This is a genomic window from Rhodobium gokarnense, assembly GCF_025961475.1.
GTDB lineage: Bacteria > Pseudomonadota > Alphaproteobacteria > Rhizobiales > Rhodobiaceae > Rhodobium > Rhodobium gokarnense.
This window is the reverse complement of sequence record NZ_JAOQNS010000010.1, coordinates 92115-109873: the sequence shown is the minus strand read 5'-3', so window position 1 is coordinate 109873 and position 17759 is coordinate 92115. Positions and strand designations below refer to the sequence as shown.

Sequence of the window (17759 nt, the reverse complement as noted above, 5' to 3'; positions counted from 1 at the left end):
CCTGGCCCGCCGGCCGCCCGTTGCGGCGGCCGCGGCGGGCCTCGGGCGCCGCCCGCAAGAACCGAAAGGACCGCATCCGATGGACGCACCAGCCCTTGGCGACAACAGCCAACTCGCCGAACACTCCTACCGGGTTCGAAAAAATGCCATCCGCATGGCGGAGGTGCACAAGCAGGGCTACATCGCCCAGGCGCTCGGCGTCGCCGACGTCCTCACGGTGATGTATTTCCACGCCATGAATGTGCGCCCCGAGGAGCCGGACTGGGAGGAGCGCGACCGCTTCCTGCTCTCCGTCGGCCATTACGGCATCGCCCACTATTCGATCCTGACCGCGGCCGGCTACCTGCCGGAAGAAGAGCTCGTCACCTACGGCCTCGACGACAGCCGACTGCCGATGTCGGGCATGACCCACTACACGCCGGGCGCGGAAATGTCCGGAGGCTCGATCGGCCTCGGCCTGCCGATGGCCGTCGGCATGGGTCTCGGGCTGAAGCGCAAGAAGTCCGATTCCTTCGTCTACACCCTGATGGGCGACGGCGAACTGGCCGAAGGGCCGACCTGGGAAGCGGCGATCTCCGCCTCCCACTACAAGCTCGACAACATCATCGCCGTCGTCGACTTCAACGCCATCCAGGCCGACGGGCCGTCGCGCGAGGTGATGCGCACCGAGCCGCTGATCGAGAAGTTCGAGGCCTTCGGCTTCTTCGCCCAGCGCGTCGACGGCAACGACCTCGACGCGCTCGTCAAGGCGTTCGACGCCGCCCGCGAATATGACGAGCCCAAGCCCCGCATCATCATCTGCGACACCCGGCTCGGCAACGGCGTGCACTTTCTGGAAAACCGCGAGAAAAGCCACTTCGTCCGCCTGACCCAGGAAGAATGGGACGACGCCTACGAAGCGCTTGATGCATGGAAGACGACGAGGACCCGATGAGCACTGCCCAGACCGAAACGGCCGCACCGGCCAAGAACGCACCCGCCATCATCGCCTCGTCCGTCGACGAAGGGCACCGCACCAAGCAGGCGCCGTTCGGCGAGACGCTGGTCAGCCTTGCGCGGACCATGCCCGAGATCGTCGGCATGAGCGCGGATCTCGCCAAATACACCGACATCCACATCTTCGCGGCGGCCTATCCCGATCGCTTCTACCAGATGGGCATGTCGGAACAGCTCATGATGACGGCGGCCGGCGGGCTGGCCAAGGAGGGCTTCATTCCCTTCGCCACCACCTACGCCACCTTCGCCGCCCGGCGCTGCTACGACTTCATCTCCCAGGCGGTCGCCGAGCAGAACGCCAACGTCAAGATCGTCGGCGGCCTGCCGGGCCTGACCACTGGCTACGGCCCGAGCCACCAGTCGACGGATGACCTGGCGATCTTCCGCGCCATGCCGAACCTCACCGTCATTGACCCGTGCGACGCCCACGAGATCGAGCAGCTTGTGCCGGCGCTCGCCAAGCATGACGGACCGGTCTACACGCGCATCCTGCGCGGCGCCGTGCCCCTGATCCTTGACGAATACGACTACCAGTTCGAGCTCGGCAAGGCCAAGCTCCTGCGCGGCGGCCGCGACGTCCTCATCATCGGCACCGGCTTCATGACCATGCGCGCCCTCGACGCCGCCAAGAGGCTGGCCGCCGATGGCGTCGACGTGGCCGTCCTCCACGTGCCGACGCTGAAGCCGCTCGATGAGGCGACCATCATCCGCGAGGCGAGCCGCACGGGCCGCCTGGTCGTCACCGCCGAGAACCACTCCTGCATCGGCGGCCTCGGCGATGCGGTGGCGAGCCTCCTGTTCCGCTCCGGCGTGACGCCGGCCATGCGCCAGATCGCCCTGCCCGACGCCTTCCTCAAGGCCGGCTCGCTGGAGGTCCTGCAGCATCGCTACGGTATCTCGACCGATGCGATGGTCCACTCGATCAAGTGCTGGCTCTGACGGCCACGAACGGAGACGACTAGCGATGCCGGACAAAACCATCGTCATCACGGGCGCCGGATCCGGCATCGGACTGGCAACCGCCGAGCTTCATGCGGCCAAGGGCTGGCACATCGCCGCCGTCGACCGCGACGCCGCCGCGCTGGAGCGTATGAAGGACCAGCTCGGTGACGCGTCGGTCAGCATCCATGCCGCCGACATCACCGACGAGGCCGCAGTCGAGACCGTCGCCGCGGAGTGCCGCGACGGGGCGCCGCCGGTCGCGGCGCTCGTCAACAGCGCCGGGATCGGCGCCGCCATGCCGATCGCCGACACCACGTCGGAGATGATGCGGCGCATCTACGAGGTCAACGTCATCGGCGCCTTCCAGCTCGCCAAGGCGCTGACCCCGCTGATGACCGAGGCCGGCGGCGGCGCCATCGTCAACATCGTCTCGGTCTCCGGCATCAAGGGCAATTTCGGCCGCTCGGCCTATGGCGCCTCCAAGGGCGCGCTGATCACGCTGACCAAGATCATGGCGGTGGAGCTGGCCTCCGCCGGCATCCGCGTCAATGCGGTGGCGCCGGGGCCCATCGAGACGGCGATGTCGCGCGACCACCACAGCGAGTCGACCCGCGAGGAATGGCACCGGACCATCCCGATGCGCCGCTACGGAACGCCCGAGGAAGTCGCCGAGGCGGTGCTCTTCCTCGCCGATCCGCACACCTCGTCCTACGTCACTGGCCAGATCCTCAGCGTCGACGGCGGCTTCGTCAGCGCCGGCCTGATGGTCTGAAGCGCCGCGCGGGAGCGGGCGGGCGACATGCGGCTCGACGGTGGGCGGAGTGCCGGTGTATGGAGGATCGGCGGCGGTCCCGTCGCCGATGATTTCCGCATTCTGGAACGGGTGACATGAAAGCTGGTCCCGACAGCAACCGCCCCCCTTCGACGAAGGTCTCCAACCTCGCCCACTTCCTGACCCGCAACGCGGCCCGCCTCGGCGCGCGGCCGGCGATCGTCTGGGGCGACACGGTCCTCACCTGGGCCGACCTCGACGCCCGCGTCTCTGCACTGGCCGCTGCGATGCGCGAGGACTATGGCATCGGCTTCGGCGACCGGGTGCTGCTGCATTCGCCCAACAACACCGAGATCACGGAGACCATGCTCGCCTGCTGGCGGCTCGGCGCCGTCTGGGTACCGGCGAATTTCCGCCAGAGCGCCGACGAGGTCGCCTTCCTCGCCGAAAAAGCCGACGTCTCGCTGATGGTCTGCGAGGCCGGATTCCCGGACCACGCCGCTGCCTGCCTCAAAGGGAGGCCGCAGCTTCAGAACGTGCTGCGCATCGGGCCCGGCGATTTCGGCGACGACTATGGGGACGCCGTCGCCCGCCACCTCGGCACCGACGTCGCCAATGCCGAAGTCGACCGCGACGACCCCTGCTGGCTGTTCTTCACCTCCGGCTCCACGGGCCGGCCCAAGGCCGTGGTGCTGACCCACGGCCAGCTCACCTTCACCGCCCTCAACCACCTCGCCGACCTGATGCCCGGGACGGCGCCGGAAACCGACGCCAGCCTCGTCGTCGCGCCGCTCTCGCACGGTGCCGGCATGCACCAGCTCACCCAGATCGTCGCCGGCGTCACCAGCATCCTGACGCCGAAGGGAAAGTTCGATCCGGCGAAAGCCTGGGAACTGATCGAGCGCTATCGGATCACCAACCTCTTCACCGTCCCGACCATCGTCAAGATGCTCACCGAGTCCCCGGCCGTCGACGCCTTCGACCATTCCAGCCTGCGCTATGTCATCTATGCCGGGGCGCCGATGTACCGGGAAGACCAGAAATATGCGTTGAAGAAGCTCGGCAAGGTGCTGGTGCAGTATTTCGGGCTTGGCGAGGTCACCGGCGCGATCACCGTGCTGCCGCCGGGCGAGCACTTTGAGGAGGACGTGCCGGAGGCGCGCATCGGCACCTGCGGCATCGAGCGCACCGGCATCGAGGTCAGCATCCAGGACGATTTCGGAAAACCGCTCGGGCCGAACGAGACCGGCGAGATCTGCGTGACCGGACCGGCCGTCTGCGCCGGCTATTTCCGTGACGACCATGCCAATGCCGCGGCCTTCCGCAATGGCTGGTTCCGCACCGGCGACCTCGGCCATCTGGACGCCGAGCGCTTCCTCTACATCACCGGCCGCGCCTCCGACATGTACATTTCCGGGGGATCGAACGTCTATCCGCGCGAGATCGAGGAGATCCTCCTCTCCCATCCGGCCTTGAACGAGGTCGCCGTGCTCGGCGTGCCCGACCCGCAATGGGGCGAGTGCGGCCTGGCGGTCTGCGTGCCCGCATCGGGCGCCGCGCCGTCCGCGGAAGAGCTGGCCGAATTCCTTTCCGCCAGGCTGGCCCGCTACAAGCTCCCGGCCCGCTACGTCTTCCTCGACGAAATGCCGAAGACCGGCTACGGCAAGATCACCAAGAAACTCGTCCGCGAGCACCTCGCCGCCGAGGGCCTGTTGGAGACCGCCCCGTCCTGAGCGGCTAAGGCCGGCTATTCCTCCGACAAATGATCGCGAATGAAGGACGCCGTCGCCTCGTAATGGGCGGCGAGCAGGTCCTTTGCCTTGTCGGCATCGCGCGCAAGGGCGGCGTCGAGGATCGCCCGGTGCTCGGCCGCCACATCGCGCGAGCCCGTCTCCATCGACAGCGAAAACCGCCGATAGCGATCCGCGCGGCTGTAGAGCGTGCGGCAGAATTCCAGAAGGATCGGCGAGCCGCATGCCGACACCAGATTGTCGTGGAACTCCGCGTGCCGCGCCTCCCAGCGTTCGTCGTGCAGATTGGCGCCGTTCTCGCGCCGCCGCGGCAGGTGCTCCAGCAGGTGCAGGCTGGAGATCAGCGCCGCCTCCCAGTGCTCGTCGCCGAGCCGGATGGATTCTTCCAGCGCCCAGCCCTCCACTCGGCTGCGCGTGCGCACCAGATCGTCGAGCTCCGAGACGACGAGCTTGGTCACCCGGTAGCCGCGATTGTGCTCGACCTCGACGAGGCCGGCCGCGACCAGCCGCGTCAGCGCCTCGCGCACCGGCGAAACGCTCATGCCGCAGAATTCCTGCAGCTCCTGGAACCGGAGCTGCGCCCCGGGCGGGAACTCGCCGTTGATGATGGCGGATTGCAGGATCCGCCACGCCGTTTCGCTTCGACTGCCTGTCATGCTCTCGTCACCGATTTTCGAAAATCTTGACCTTCTTTGAAAATCATGCTCCTTTTCAATAGTGCCTGGCGTCGGGATTGAAAAGGAAAATGTCTCCGGCAGCCCCGATTTCCGCCAACCGGCAGCGGCCAAGTGACGGCCCTTCCGGGCGTGCGGACCTGGGCACAGGAATTCCCGCGGCGCCGGACGGTGCGTCCAAGGCAATAGAAGAATTTTGCAAGAAGGGAGAAAGAAGCCGTGTTCAAACCCATTATTGGCGTGCTCGCGCTGGTTGCCGCATCCGCGATCAGTTTTACGGCACACGCCGCGGAAGTGACAATTCGCTTCCCCATCGAGTACTCGCTGGAAATCACGCCGGGCAAGGCGAACGCCGAGTTCAAGCAGCTCGTCGAAGAACGCTCCAACGGCCGCATCGAGGTCAAGCTGTTTCCCAATGGCAGCCTCTACAAGGGCCTCGACCTGGTGCAGGCGGTGCTGCGCGGCGATGCGGAGATGACGACGCTGATCCAGGCCTACTGGAGCGCCCTGTCGCCGAAGACGGCCGTCTTCGAGCTGCCTTACGTGTTCCCGACCAAGGAATCCTTCTACCGCGCGGTCGACGACGGCTTCTTCCAGGTCGCCTACAGCGAGGTCGAGGAAAAGGGCGCCAAGCTGATCACGGTGCTGCCCTTCGACTATCTGGTGCCGGGCGCCCGCGATACCGCGATCATCGAGCCGACCGACTTCAAGGGCCTGAAGTTCCGCGGCCTCGGCAAGGTCAACCTCGCCATGCTCGAGCTTCTCGGCGCCACGCCGGTGTCGCTCAACTTCGCCGAGGTCTCGCCGGCGATCCAGCAGGGCCTCATCGACGGTCTCAACGTTCCGACCGACAACTACATGATCTACAAGTGGAACGAGACCATCAAGAACGTCACCTACGCGCCCTATTACATCGCCTACTACCCGTGGACGGTGAACGCGGAATGGTGGAACGGCCTCGATCCGGAACTGCGCGACATCATCCAGAAAGCGGCAACCGACGTCGCCGTCAAATACCGGCCGATCGCCGCCGCCAACTCCGAAAAAGCCATCGCGGACATGCAGGCCGCCGGCGTCAACGTCCACGTCCAGACGCCGGAAGACATCGAGAAGTGGATCGCCGCCACCCAGCCGGTCTGGGACCAGTTCAAGGGTCAGATCGGCGAGGACTTGATTGACCGCGTGCTGACCTACCGCGAGGAATGATGCTGCATCGCTTCGAGCGCATCCTGGCACGCCTGGAGGACGCCCTTGCCGGCGTCCTCCTTGCCGCCGTGCTCTTCGTCATCACCTACGAAATGGTCCTGCGCGGGCTGTTCGGCCACTCCAACCTGTGGACCGACGAACTCTCGCGCGTCCTGCTGGTGACCATGGTCTATATCGGCGTCATCGGCGTCACCCGCGACGGCTCCAACATCAAGGTGGAGCTGATCGTCTCAGCGCTCGGCGAAAAGACCCAGAAGGTGCTGGTCAAGGTCGTCGACGTGCTGTGCCTCGTCTTTGCCGTGACGGCGACCTGGCTCGGCATCGAATATGTCGCGGAATCCATCCGCTTCGGCATTTCCTTCGCCCATTCCAACCTGCCCTTCCCGGTCTGGGTCTCGCAGCTCGTCGTCCCCATCGCCTTCGGGATGATCAGCATCCGTCTCGTTCTGCGCATTGCCGGCATCGGCCCGAGCGAGCCCGCGCCAAGCGTCGAGGTCTGATCCCGGTGGCCGCAACCCTCATCATCCTCGTCCTCGGCTTTCTGGCCATCGGCATGCCCGTCGCCTTCGCCCTGTGGCTGACCGGCCTGATCACCGTCGTCCTGTTCGGCGTCACGTCCTTCACCCAGATTGCCCAGTCGATCTATTCCGGGCTCGACAGCTTCATCCTCTTGGCCATCCCGTTCTTCATCCTCGCCGGCAACATCATGCTGCACTCGGGATTCGCCCGGTATCTGTTCGACTTCATGCAGAGCCTCGTCGGCGGCATTCCGGGCGGCGCCTCGGTCGGCGCCAGCGGCTCGGCCGCCGTCTTCGGCGCCATGACCGGATCGTCGGTCGCCTCCGCCGCGGCGCTCGGCCGGGTCATGATCCCGGTGATGGAGACCCTCGGCTATCCGCGCCGCTACACCGCCGGCCTGATGGCCGCCGGCGGCACCCTCGGCCTGTTGATCCCGCCGAGCGTCACCCTCGTCATCTATGGCGAAATGGCCCAGCAGTCGGTCCGCGACCTGTTCATCGCCGGCGTCGTGCCCGGCATCTTCGCCGCCAGCGTCATCTCGCTCGTCGGCTTCGCCATCGCCATCCGCAAGCGCTACGGCCTCAGTTCAGAGGCCTTTTCCTTCGAGCGCGTGCGCAAGAGCTTTGTGAAGGCCGCCCCCGCCCTCGTCATGCCGGTGGTCGTCCTCGGCGGCATCTATTCCGGCGTCTTCACGCCGACCGAGGCGGCGGCCGCATCGGTTGTCTACGGCCTCGTCGTCGGCATGCTGGTGTATCGCAGCATCAAGGTCTCCGACCTGCCGCGCATCTTCGTGGAAAGCGCCCGCGGCACCTCGTCGGTGCTGTTCATCCTCTCCGGCGCCCTCTTCGTCGGCTTCCTGGCAACGCTCGCCGGCATCCCGCAGTCGATCGTCCATGCCATCGAGGTGCTGGACCTTTCGCCGCTTGCGTTCCTGGCCATCACCAGCATCATCCTGATCGTGCTCGGCTGCTTCCTCGACGGCTTCACGCTGCTGACGGTCGTCGCACCGCTCCTCCTGCCGAGCGTCGTCAGCCTCGGCATCAACCCGATCCACTTCGCCATCGTTCTCGTCCTCAACATCGAGATCGCGGCGATCACCCCGCCGATCGGGCTCAACCTGTTCGTGATCGCGGGCATTTCCGGCACCACCATGCAGGAGGTCGTCGTCGGCTCGACGCCCTTCGTGCTGGCCCTGTTCGCCGTGCTCGTGGTCGTCATGCTGTTCCCGACCCTGTCGCTCATTCTAATCTAGAGGTTGACCGGTGACCCTCCCCATAGTCGATGCCCATCACCACGTCTGGCGGCTGGCGGACCAGCCCTGGCTCCAGGGCCCGCCCGTGCCGCGCATCTTCGGCGAATACGACCCCATCAAGCGCGACTACCCGATGGCGGAATATCTCGACGACATCAAAGGCTCCAACGTCGTCAAGTCGGTCTATGTGCAGACCAACTGGGCCAAGGACCGCGCCGTCGAGGAGGTCGAGTGGGTCCAGTCGATCGCAGATGAGACCGGCTGGCCGCACGGCATCGTCGGCTTCGTCGACTTCTTCGCCGACACGGCCCTTGAGACCCTGCAGCAGCACGCCCGCTCGCCCCTGATGCGCGGCGTGCGCCAGCAGCTCCACTGGCACGAGAACCCGCAATACCGCTTTGCGAGCGGCCCCAACGACATGGCCTCCGAGACCTTCCGGGCGAACCTGGCGCACCTTCAAGAGTTCGGCTGGCTGTTCGAGCTGCAGGTCTTTGCCCCGCAGATGGCGGATGCGGCGGACCTCGTCAAAGCCTTCCCGGACATCACCTTCGTGCTGGAACATGCCGGCATGCTGGAGGACACCTCCGACAAGGGCCGCGCGGACTGGCGCGAGGGCATGAAGCGGCTCGCCGAGCACGCCAACGTCCACACCAAGCTCTCCGGCCTCGGCACCTTCGTCCATGAGAACGACCCCGAGCATATCGCCAAGATCTTCGCCGACACGGTCGAGATCTTCGGTGCGGAGCGCTGCGTCTGGGGCTCCAACTTTCCGATCGAAAAGCTCTGGACTGACTACGCCTCCCTCGCCGACGCCGCGAGAGCGGCCGTTGCCGGGCTGCCCGAAGCAAGCGCCCGGGCGATCCTCCACGACAATGCGGTGACGCTTTACGGGCTCGATAGCGCGGGCTGATCCCGCGCATCGCTCCCGGACGCTTCACTCCACGACCCTCCCAAGACACACGACTACGACATTAGAAAGGACATCAGCATGCGGTTGGTCCGCTATGGTGCGCCGGGTAAGGAAAAGCCCGGCATTCTCGACAAAGACGGCCGGGTGCGCGACCTATCTGGCACGCTCGACGATTTCGGCGGCGCCTCCCTCGGCCGCGACGCGCTGGAGCGCCTCAAGGGCGTCGACGTCGCCGGCTTGCCGCTCGTGCCCGAGGGCACGCGGCTCGGGCCGTGCGTTGCCAATGTCGGCAATTTCGTCGCCGTCGGCCTCAACTACTCCGACCATGCGGCCGAGACCGGCGCCGCAATCCCGGCCGAGCCGATCCTTTTCAACAAGGCGCCCTCCTGCGTCATCGGTCCGAACGACGACGTCGTCATCCCGCGCGGCTCCACCAAGCTCGACTGGGAGGTCGAACTGGCGCTCGTCATCGGCGAGACCTGCAGCTATGTGAGCGAGGAGGACGCCCTGTCCTACCTCGCCGGCGCCTGCCTCTGCAACGACGTCTCGGAGCGCGCCTTCCAGAACGAGCGCGGCGGCACCTGGACCAAAGGCAAGGGCTGCCCGACCTTCGGCCCGCTCGGCCCCTGGCTCGTCACCCTCGACGAGATCGAGGACCTTCAGGACCTCGACATGTGGCTCGACGTCAACGGCGAGCGGCGGCAAACGGGCAATACGTCAACCATGATCTTCGGCTGCGCCTTCCTCGTCCACTACATCTCGCAGTTCATGATCCTTCGGCCGGGCGACGTCATCACCACCGGCACGCCCCCCGGCGTCGGCCTCGGCATGAAGCCGCAGACCTTCCTGAAGGCGGGCGACCGCATGAGCCTCGGCATCAAGGGCCTCGGGACCCAGGAACAGACGGTCCGCGCCTGACACGAAATCGTCGGGTCGGCTGGAGCGTATTCCCGAAAAGTGGGAACCGGTTTTCGGATGAGAATACGCGTCAAAACAAAAAGTTAGAGCGTTTCGGGCGATTTCCTAATCGCGTGAAACGCTCTAAGTCCTCCAGCATCCATTAGCCGGCAAGGCGCAAGAGGGCGTTCAGCAGAAGCTGGGCGCCCTTTTCGATGTCGGCCCGGTCGCTCCATTCGGAAGGCGCATGGCTGATGCCGCCGCGGCTCGGGATGAAGATCAGCCCGGAGGGGCAGAGCGACTGCATGGTCTGGGCGTCGTGACCGGCGCCGGACGGCATGGAGAGGGCCTCGATGCCGAGCGTGTGAGCCTCGCCCATCAGTATCTCTTGCAGGCCTCCATCGAGCGCGACCGGCGACAGCCAGCTTTTCTCCGCCATCGTATGCGCCAACCCGTGCGCCTTCGCGGCAATCTCGATGTCGCGGACGATGCCTTCGCGCAAGGCCCGCATAACCTCTTCCGACGTATCGCGGATGATGACCGAGAACTCGGCAACGCCCGGAATCGTGTGGGCGAAATTCGGCTGCACATCGACCTTGCCGATGGTGACGCGGCTTTCCTCCGTCCCGAAACGCCCGATGAGGGCCGGGATGCCGGCAGCAACGGAGGCAAGGCCGGCGAATGCGTCGGCGCGCATGTCCATCGGCGTCGTGCCGGAATGGTTGGCGACACCGTCGAACCGCACCTGCAAGAAGCAGACGCCGGAAATGGCGGTGACGATCCCGAGCGGGATGTCGACCCGCTCAAGGATCGGCCCCTGCTCGATATGAAGCTCCAGGAATGCCTTGATCGCGCCCGGCGGCCACGCCGCATCGAGGGCCCCATACGCATCGAGCCCCTGTGCCGACATCGCATCGACGAGACGAATGCCATCGGCATCCGACGCCCTGTCGATCCAGTCGCGCGTCACCCTTCCGGCAATCGTCTGCGAGCCCAGCATGCCGCCGAACCGGCCTTCCTCCTCGGCGGTGGCGACGACCGTAACCGCCGTCTTGGGGTCGATCCCGGCATCCTTCATCGCCCGCACGCATTCCAGCGCGACGCTGACCCCGAGCGATCCGTCGAAAGCCCCACCCTCCGGCACCGTGTCGAGGTGCGAGCCGACCATCACGCATGGTCCCTCAGCCGGACCGAAGCGGCCGAAGAGATTGGCGACGGCATCGCGGCTGACGGCGAGCCCATCAGCCATCATTTCGCCGGCTAACCACTCCCGCGCCGCCATATCGGCATCGGAATAGCCGATGCGATTGTGGCCGCCGGTCGCCGCGTTGGCGCCGAAGGCGTTGACGCCGTCCAGAAGCCGGCGGAGGCGATCCATATCGATGGCGGGAAGCGGTGTGGGCATGGCGCGCCGGGCGTTCTCTCAAGGACGGCTGTTTGGGAGCATCAGGATTGCACAAAAATTTATCATAATAAATTGTTGCGCATATTTTAATTTTCAGGATTAATTGACTCCGGTCCGAAACGAAGGAGATCGCCATGAAGACCCTTCTGGCTGCCGCGATGACCATTGCCGCGCTGGCATTCGCTTCGCCGTCCCTCGCCCAGACGCCCCCGAACGTTTTGATCGTCGGCCAGATTGCCGAGCCGAAATCCCTCGACCCGCACGCGGTGACGGCGGTCAACGACTTCCGCATCCTGATGAACGTCTATGACGGTCTGGTCCGCTACAAGGACGGCACGCTTGAGGTCGAACCCGCGCTGGCCGAGAGCTGGACAATCTCCGACGACGGCACGGTCTACACCTTCAGCTTACGCGACGGCGTCACCTTCCATGACGGCACGCCCCTCGACGCGGAAGCCGTGAAGTTCAATTTCGAGCGCATGCTGAACGAGGACCACCCGTTCCACGACACCGGCCCGTTCCCGCTCGCCTTCTTCTTTTCCGCGGTCGACACGGTCACGGCCGCCGACGACCTCACGGTGGAGTTCAAGCTGAAGGAGCCCTACGCCCCGTTCCTCTCCAACCTTGCCTATCCGACCGGCCTCATCGTCTCGCCCGAGGCGGTGAAGCAGTACGGCAAGGATTTCGGCCGCCATCCGACCGGCACCGGCGCCTACAAATTCGCCGAGTGGGACGCCAACGCCAAGGTCGTCGTCACCCGCAACGAGGACTACTGGGACGGCGCGCCGTCGCTGGAGGCCGTCATCTACCGGCCGATCACCGACGCCAACACCCGCATCGCCGAAATGCTTTCCGGCGGGCTCGACATCATGGTGGAAGTGCCGCCGGACAGCCTGCAGCAGTTCCGCAGCGATGCCGCCTTCGCCGTCCATGAGCAGGCCGGCCCCCATCTCTGGTTCCTGATCCTCAACGCCAAGGAAGGCCCCTTCGCCAAGAAGGAAATCCGCCAGGCGGCGAACTACGCCATCAACAAAAAGGCCCTCGTCGACAACATCCTCCAGGGCACCGCCGAAGTCGCCGCCGGCCCGACGCCGCCGGCCTTCGCCTGGGCCTACAATGACGGCCTATCGCCCTACCCCTATGATCCGGAAAAGGCCAAGGCCATGCTCGACGAGGCCGGCTATGACGGCAGCCCGGTCACCTTCTACGTTACCGAAGGCGGCTCCGGCATGCTCGATCCGGTCGCCATGGGCACCGCCATTCAGGCCGATCTGGAAGCCGTCGGCATGGACGTGAAAATCGAGACCTACGAGTGGAACACCTTCCTCGGCAAGGTCAATCCGGGCCTGGAAGGAAAGGCGGACCTCGCCGAAATGGCCTGGATGACGAACGACCCGGACACCCTGCCGTTCCTCGCCTTGCGCACCGGGGCCTGGCCCGACAAGGGCGGCTTCAACTCCGGCTACTACTCCAACCCCAAGGTCGACGAACTCCTGGAAAAGGCGCGCAGCGCCACCGACCAGGACGCGCGCGCGGACCTCTATAAGGAGATGCAGGAGATCGTCCGCGAGGACGCCCCCTGGGTCTTCGTCGCCAACTGGAAGCAGAACGCAGTCACGAAGGCGAGCGTCGAGAATTTCAAGCTGCAGCCGTCCTTCTTCCTGATGCTGCAAAAGGTCGCCAAGCCGCAGTAGCATTTGAGGGCCGCCGTCTCCGGCCGGCGGCCTTCTTGCGTCCAGGGGAGCAGCACCCGTGTCGGCCTATATCGCGAAACGGCTTCTGGCGGCGATCCCGGTGCTTTTCGGGCTGACGGTGATCGTCTTTCTGATCATGGCGATGATCCCCGGCGATCCGGCGACCGCCATCCTCGGCTCCTACGCGACGCCGGAGAACGTGGCACGCCTCAACCGCCAGCTCGGCTTGGACAAGACCCTCGTCGAGCAATATGTCATCTGGCTCGGCAATATGCTTGCCGGCGACTTCGGCCGCTCCTACACGCTGAACCGGCCGGTGATCGACGAGGTCATGGAGCGGTTCTCCGCCACCCTCGTCCTTGCCGGCACCTCGCTGCTGCTGTGCTCCGTCTTCGGCCTCATCGCCGGGGTCATCTCCGCCGTGCGTCAGTTCTCCTGGGCCGACAAGCTCATCACCTTCGTCGTCCTCATCGGCATCTCGGTGCCGTCCTTCTGGCTCGGCCTTCTCTTGATCCTCGTCTTTGCCGTCAACCTTCGATGGTTCCCGGCGTCCGGCATGTTCGCGATCTATGGCGGCGGCGACCTGCCCGACCTCCTCTACCACCTCGCCCTTCCGGCCGTGACGCTCGCGGTCGTCGCCACCGGCGTCATCGCCCGCCTGACCCGAACGGCGATGCTGGAGGTGCTGCGCCAGGACTTCGTCCGCACGGCCCGCGCCAAGGGCGTCACGGAAAACGCCGTCATCTACCGGCACGCCTTCAAGGCCGCCCTCGTCACCGTCATTCCGGTAATCGGCATCCAGGCCGGCTTCGTCCTCGGCGGCGCGGTCTATATCGAGACCGTGTTCCAGTGGCCGGGCATCGGCTCCATGCTGGTGAAGGCGATCTCCACCCGCGACCTGTTGCTGGTCCAGGGCGGCGTGCTGGTCGTCGCGGCCGCCTATGTGCTCTTCAACCTTGCCGCCGACGTCGTCCAGACCCTGCTCGACCCGAGGCTGCGCTGATGACCGACGCGAGCGCCCCGGCAAAGAGACCCTCCGCACGGCCGGACGCACTCCGGCTCCTCCTCAACAACACGCTGGCGACAGCGGGCTTCGTCATCTTTGCCCTCATCGTCCTTGTCGCACTCGCCGCTCCCCTCCTCCCGCTGCCCGATCCGGACGTCACGGCCCCCGTCGACCGACTGCTGAGGCCGTTCATCGACGGCCATCTCCTCGGCACCGACGCCCTCGGCCGCGATATCCTCTCGCGCCTCGTCTGGGGCACGCGGGTCAGCCTCCTCGTCGGCATTTCCGCAACGCTGATCGCGGCCTTTTTCGGCTCGCTCATCGGCCTTGTCGCCGGCTATGCCGGAGGGCGCATCGACACGTTTCTCATGCGCGGCATCGACATGGTCATGGCCTTTCCCTACATCCTCTTGGCGCTCGCCATCGTCGCGGTGCTCGGCCCCGGCCTCCTCAACGCCCTCTATGCGATCGCCGTCGTCAACATCCCGTTCTTTGCCCGCAACATCCGCGGCATCGCCCTCGGCCTGTCGCGCCGGGAATTCGTCGACGCCGCCCGGCTTTCCGGCAAGTCGAACGCCCAGGTCCTTTTTCTCGAAGTGCTGCCGAACGTCCTGCCGGTGATCATCATCACCATGTCGACCACCATCGGCTGGATGATCCTGGAGACGGCCGGCCTCTCCTTCCTCGGCCTCGGCGCCCAGCCGCCCCAGGCCGATCTCGGCTCCATGCTCGGCGACGGCCGCAAGATCCTCTTCACCGCACCCCATGTCTCGATCATTCCGGGCCTGATGATCTTCGCGCTCGTCATGAGCATCAACCTCCTTGGCGACGGCGTCCGCGACGTCCTCGACCCGCGCCTGAAATCCGGCGCCCTGACCCGGCCGGTGGCCCGCACCGCGGTCGCCGGCGGGAATACGCCGGACGACGTCGCCCCCGTCCCCGATGCCATCCTCGACGTGCGCGACCTCAGGACAGAATTCCGCTTCGGCGGCGAGGTGTTCAAGGCGGTCGGCGGCGTCGATCTGCATGTCGGCCGCGGCGAGTGCCTCGGCATCGTCGGCGAGTCGGGCTCCGGCAAGTCGATCTCGGCGATGTCGATCATGGGGCTGGTGCCGACGCCGCCCGGCCGCATCGCCGGCGGCGTGGCCCTGCTCGACGGCGAGAACCTTTTCACGGCAACGGACGAGCGCATCCGCCAGCTTCGCGGCTCGGCCGTCTCCCACGTCTTCCAGGATCCGCTGTCGACGCTGCACCCGCTCTTCACCGTCGGCGCCCAACTCGTCGAGGCGATCCAGGCCCACCAGCCGCTGACGAAGGCGCAAGCGCGCGAGAAGGCCGCCGAACTTCTTAAGCTGGTGCGTATCCCGAACCCGGCCGAGCGCCTGAAGTCCTATCCGCACGAGCTTTCCGGCGGCATGCGCCAGCGCGTCTGCATTGCCATGGCGCTCGCCAACGACACCAAGATCATCATCGCCGACGAGCCGACCACCGCATTGGACGTCACGGTGCAGGCCCAGGTCCTGGCGCTGCTGGACGCCCTGCGCCGCGAAAAGAACGCCGGCATCCTCTTCATCACCCACGATTTCGGCGTCGTCTCGGCGATCTGCGATCGTGTCGCGGTGATGTATGCCGGCAAGTTCGTGGAGACCGGAACGACCGGCGAGGTCCTCAAGGCCCCCGCCCATCCCTACACCGCCAAGCTGATCGACTGCGTGCCCGTCCTCGGCCAGCCGGAACGGCGGCTCGATGCCATCGAGGGCCGCCCGCCCGTCGTCAACGCCCTGCCGGAAGGCTGCGCCTTCGCGCCGCGCTGCCCACGGGCAAGAGACGATTGCCGCGCCGCGCCGATCCCGCTCGCCGAGCTTGGCGAAAACCGTACCGTCCGCTGCCTCCACCCCTTGACCGGGGAGGCCGCCGATGGCTGATGCCACGCTCCTTCAGATCGAGAACGCCGGGCGCGTCTTCGGCGGCGGCCGCACGCTGTTCGGGGCGAAAAAACCCGCCGTCCATGCCGTCCAGGACGTCAGCTTCCGCGTCAGGAAGGGAGAAACCCTCGGCGTCGTTGGCGAATCCGGCTGCGGCAAGTCCACGCTCGCCCGCATGATCGTCGGCCTCGATGCGCCGACCGGCGGACGCATCGTCTTCGACGGCCGCGATCTCGTCGCCGAGGCCGGCCGCGACCTGAGGCGCCTGTCGCGCGAGGTGCAATACGTCTTCCAGGACCCGGTCGCCTCGCTCAATCCGCGAAAGACGATCCGCACAATCCTCGAAGCCCCCCTCATCCACCTTCTCGGCCTCGACAAGGCGGCGCGGGAACGGCGCCTTGGCGAGCTGATGGACGCCGTCAATCTCGCCCCGGAATTCCTCGACCGCTATCCGCACGAGTTCTCCGGCGGCCAGGCCCAGCGCATCGGCATTGCCCGCGCGCTCGCCGCCGACCCCAGGCTCATCGTCCTCGACGAGCCGGTCTCTGCCCTCGACGTCTCGGTGCAGGCGCAGGTGCTCAACATCCTCGACGATCTGAAGGACCGCTTCGGCCTCACCTACATCTTCATCAGCCACGACCTGTCGGTGGTCGAAAGCGTCAGCGACCGGGTCGCGGTGATGTATTTCGGCCGGCTCGTGGAGATCGGGCCCGGCCGTTCGGTCTTCCGCGCGCCCCGCCATCCCTATACACATCTTCTGCTGCAATCCGCGCCGGCGCCTGGCCGCCGCGCGCTGATTTCCGAAGATGCCAATACCGAGCTTCCCGACCCCTACAATCCGCCGCCCGGCTGCGCCTTTCATGCCCGCTGTCCGCGCGGCACTGACGTCTGCACCGCTAAGATCCCGCCGCTTGAGGCAATGCCCGGCGATGCCGACCACCGGGCAGCCTGTTTCCATCCGCACGAGGCACGATAGGCAGGAATGAGCGATACGACCGACAGCCCGGCCCCGGTGGTGCCGCCGCAGGGCGCCAGGAGGCGCAAACGGCCGGACATCGTCGCCGAGGCGATCCGCGACCGGATCATGCAGTCCGGCCTTGTCCCCGGCGACCGCATTCCGGCCGACTGGCTCGATACCGAGGCGCTGAAGGTCTCCCGCGGCACCTTGCGCGAGGCGTTGAAGGTGCTGGAATTCGAGGGCCTGATCGCGACCAAGACCGGCCCCGGCGGCGGCGCCTTCGTGGCGGCCATCGTGCCGGAAAACGCGCTCCGGATGCTCGACAATCTGTTCCTGTTCTCCCCGCCCTCGATCGCCGATATCTATGCGATCCGAAAGCTGCTGGAGCCGGAGCTTGCCGCCTCCGCGGCCGACGGCTCCCTGTCGCCGGAGGCTTTTGCGGCCCTTGAGGCGACGATCCGGCTCTACGAGGCCGAGCCGTCATCCGGTGAAGAGGAATACCGCCAGCGCATGGCCGAGCTCGACTTCCACGCCGAACTTGCCCGCAGCAGCCCCAACCGGCTGCTCGGCTTCATCGCCGTCTTCCTGCTCAGCCTGTTGCGCGACATGACCGTCTGCCGCGAGATCTACCGCGAGCCCCACCCGGAGCTGCGCGAGACCGGCCTCAGCTACCAGGTCCTCCTGATGCGCGCGATCAGGGCACGCGACGCCGAGCGCGCCCGGACGATCATGCGCGAGCACATGATCGAGGCCGAAAAATACATGCTGGAGCGCGCCGTCATGCGCGAGCGTCCGGCCTCAAAGTCTTAACACCCGGCCGGATCGTGACGGGAAAAACGTGGGTGCTCAGGC

Annotated in this window: 16 protein-coding genes; 14 read left to right on the top strand and 2 right to left on the bottom strand. The window is 66.2% G+C overall.

Going from position 1 to position 17759, the window contains the following annotated elements; translation table 11 throughout:
- Positions 1-79: 79 nt before the first annotated feature.
- From M2319_RS16820 to M2319_RS16805, 4 genes are all read left to right on the top strand, one after another.
- Positions 80-934 carry a transketolase gene (locus M2319_RS16820; RefSeq protein ID WP_264602623.1) on the top strand — a complete coding sequence of 285 codons (855 nt, stop codon included), beginning with the start codon at positions 80-82 and terminating at the stop codon, positions 932-934.
- Complete coding sequence (locus M2319_RS16815; RefSeq protein WP_264602622.1) at positions 931-1935, top strand: transketolase family protein; 1005 nt, start codon at positions 931-933, stop codon at positions 1933-1935. The genes M2319_RS16820 and M2319_RS16815 overlap by 4 nt, the downstream gene beginning before the upstream one ends.
- A 25-nt stretch (positions 1936-1960) precedes the next feature.
- The gene (locus tag M2319_RS16810) at positions 1961-2710 is read left to right on the top strand and encodes an SDR family NAD(P)-dependent oxidoreductase (protein WP_264602621.1); all 750 of its coding nucleotides are present in this window, start codon (positions 1961-1963) and stop codon (positions 2708-2710) included.
- 116 nt (positions 2711-2826) lie between these two features.
- Complete coding sequence (locus tag M2319_RS16805) at positions 2827-4443, top strand: acyl-CoA synthetase (RefSeq protein ID WP_264602620.1); 1617 nt, start codon at positions 2827-2829, stop codon at positions 4441-4443.
- A gap of 14 nt (positions 4444-4457) precedes the next feature.
- Here the strand turns inward: M2319_RS16805 and M2319_RS16800 are convergent, their stop codons facing one another.
- Positions 4458-5117 (bottom strand): GntR family transcriptional regulator, encoded by a 660-nt coding sequence (locus tag M2319_RS16800; RefSeq protein ID WP_264602619.1) that lies wholly within the window; start codon positions 5115-5117, stop codon positions 4458-4460.
- 237 nt (positions 5118-5354) lie between these two features.
- On the opposite strand from M2319_RS16800, the gene M2319_RS16795 reads away from it, so the two are divergent.
- From M2319_RS16795 to M2319_RS16775, 5 genes are all read left to right on the top strand, one after another.
- Positions 5355-6341 (top strand): TRAP transporter substrate-binding protein, encoded by a 987-nt coding sequence (locus M2319_RS16795; protein WP_264602618.1) that lies wholly within the window; start codon positions 5355-5357, stop codon positions 6339-6341.
- On the top strand, positions 6341-6841 hold the full coding sequence (locus M2319_RS16790; protein WP_264602617.1) for a TRAP transporter small permease: 501 nt from the start codon (positions 6341-6343) through the stop codon (positions 6839-6841). Before M2319_RS16795 ends, M2319_RS16790 begins: the two co-directional genes overlap by 1 nt.
- A gap of 5 nt (positions 6842-6846) precedes the next feature.
- Positions 6847-8112, top strand: coding sequence for a TRAP transporter large permease (locus M2319_RS16785; RefSeq protein WP_264602616.1), 1266 nt, complete (start codon positions 6847-6849; stop codon positions 8110-8112).
- 10 nt (positions 8113-8122) lie between these two features.
- Entirely contained in the window at positions 8123-9022 is a 900-nt protein-coding gene (locus M2319_RS16780) for an amidohydrolase family protein (RefSeq protein WP_264602615.1), read from the top strand.
- Between the two features lie 78 nt (positions 9023-9100).
- Positions 9101-9940 carry a fumarylacetoacetate hydrolase family protein gene (locus M2319_RS16775; protein ID WP_264602614.1) on the top strand — a complete coding sequence of 280 codons (840 nt, stop codon included), beginning with the start codon at positions 9101-9103 and terminating at the stop codon, positions 9938-9940.
- A gap of 142 nt (positions 9941-10082) precedes the next feature.
- On the opposite strand, the gene M2319_RS16770 is transcribed toward M2319_RS16775, so the two are convergent.
- Complete coding sequence (locus tag M2319_RS16770) at positions 10083-11324, bottom strand: Zn-dependent hydrolase (protein WP_264602613.1); 1242 nt, start codon at positions 11322-11324, stop codon at positions 10083-10085.
- 134 nt (positions 11325-11458) lie between these two features.
- Here M2319_RS16770 and M2319_RS16765 point away from each other — a divergent pair, with 134 nt between their 5' ends.
- Genes M2319_RS16765 through M2319_RS16745 form a run of 5 tightly spaced genes read left to right on the top strand, consistent with a single transcriptional unit; the run spans position 11459 to position 17717 of the window.
- A complete protein-coding gene (locus M2319_RS16765) occupies positions 11459-13018 on the top strand; it encodes an ABC transporter substrate-binding protein (RefSeq protein WP_264602612.1) in 1560 nt (519 codons plus the stop codon).
- A 58-nt stretch (positions 13019-13076) separates the two neighbouring features.
- On the top strand, positions 13077-14021 hold the full coding sequence (locus M2319_RS16760) for an ABC transporter permease (RefSeq protein ID WP_264602611.1): 945 nt from the start codon (positions 13077-13079) through the stop codon (positions 14019-14021).
- Positions 14021-15949 carry a dipeptide/oligopeptide/nickel ABC transporter permease/ATP-binding protein gene (locus tag M2319_RS16755; protein WP_264602610.1) on the top strand — a complete coding sequence of 643 codons (1929 nt, stop codon included), beginning with the start codon at positions 14021-14023 and terminating at the stop codon, positions 15947-15949. Before M2319_RS16760 ends, M2319_RS16755 begins: the two co-directional genes overlap by 1 nt.
- Positions 15942-16925, top strand: a complete 984-nt coding sequence (locus M2319_RS16750; protein ID WP_264602609.1) for an ABC transporter ATP-binding protein — start codon at positions 15942-15944, stop codon at positions 16923-16925. Before M2319_RS16755 ends, M2319_RS16750 begins: the two co-directional genes overlap by 8 nt.
- A gap of 6 nt (positions 16926-16931) precedes the next feature.
- Positions 16932-17717 (top strand): FadR/GntR family transcriptional regulator, encoded by a 786-nt coding sequence (locus M2319_RS16745; protein WP_264602608.1) that lies wholly within the window; start codon positions 16932-16934, stop codon positions 17715-17717.
- The last annotated feature ends 42 nt before the right edge of the window (positions 17718-17759 follow it).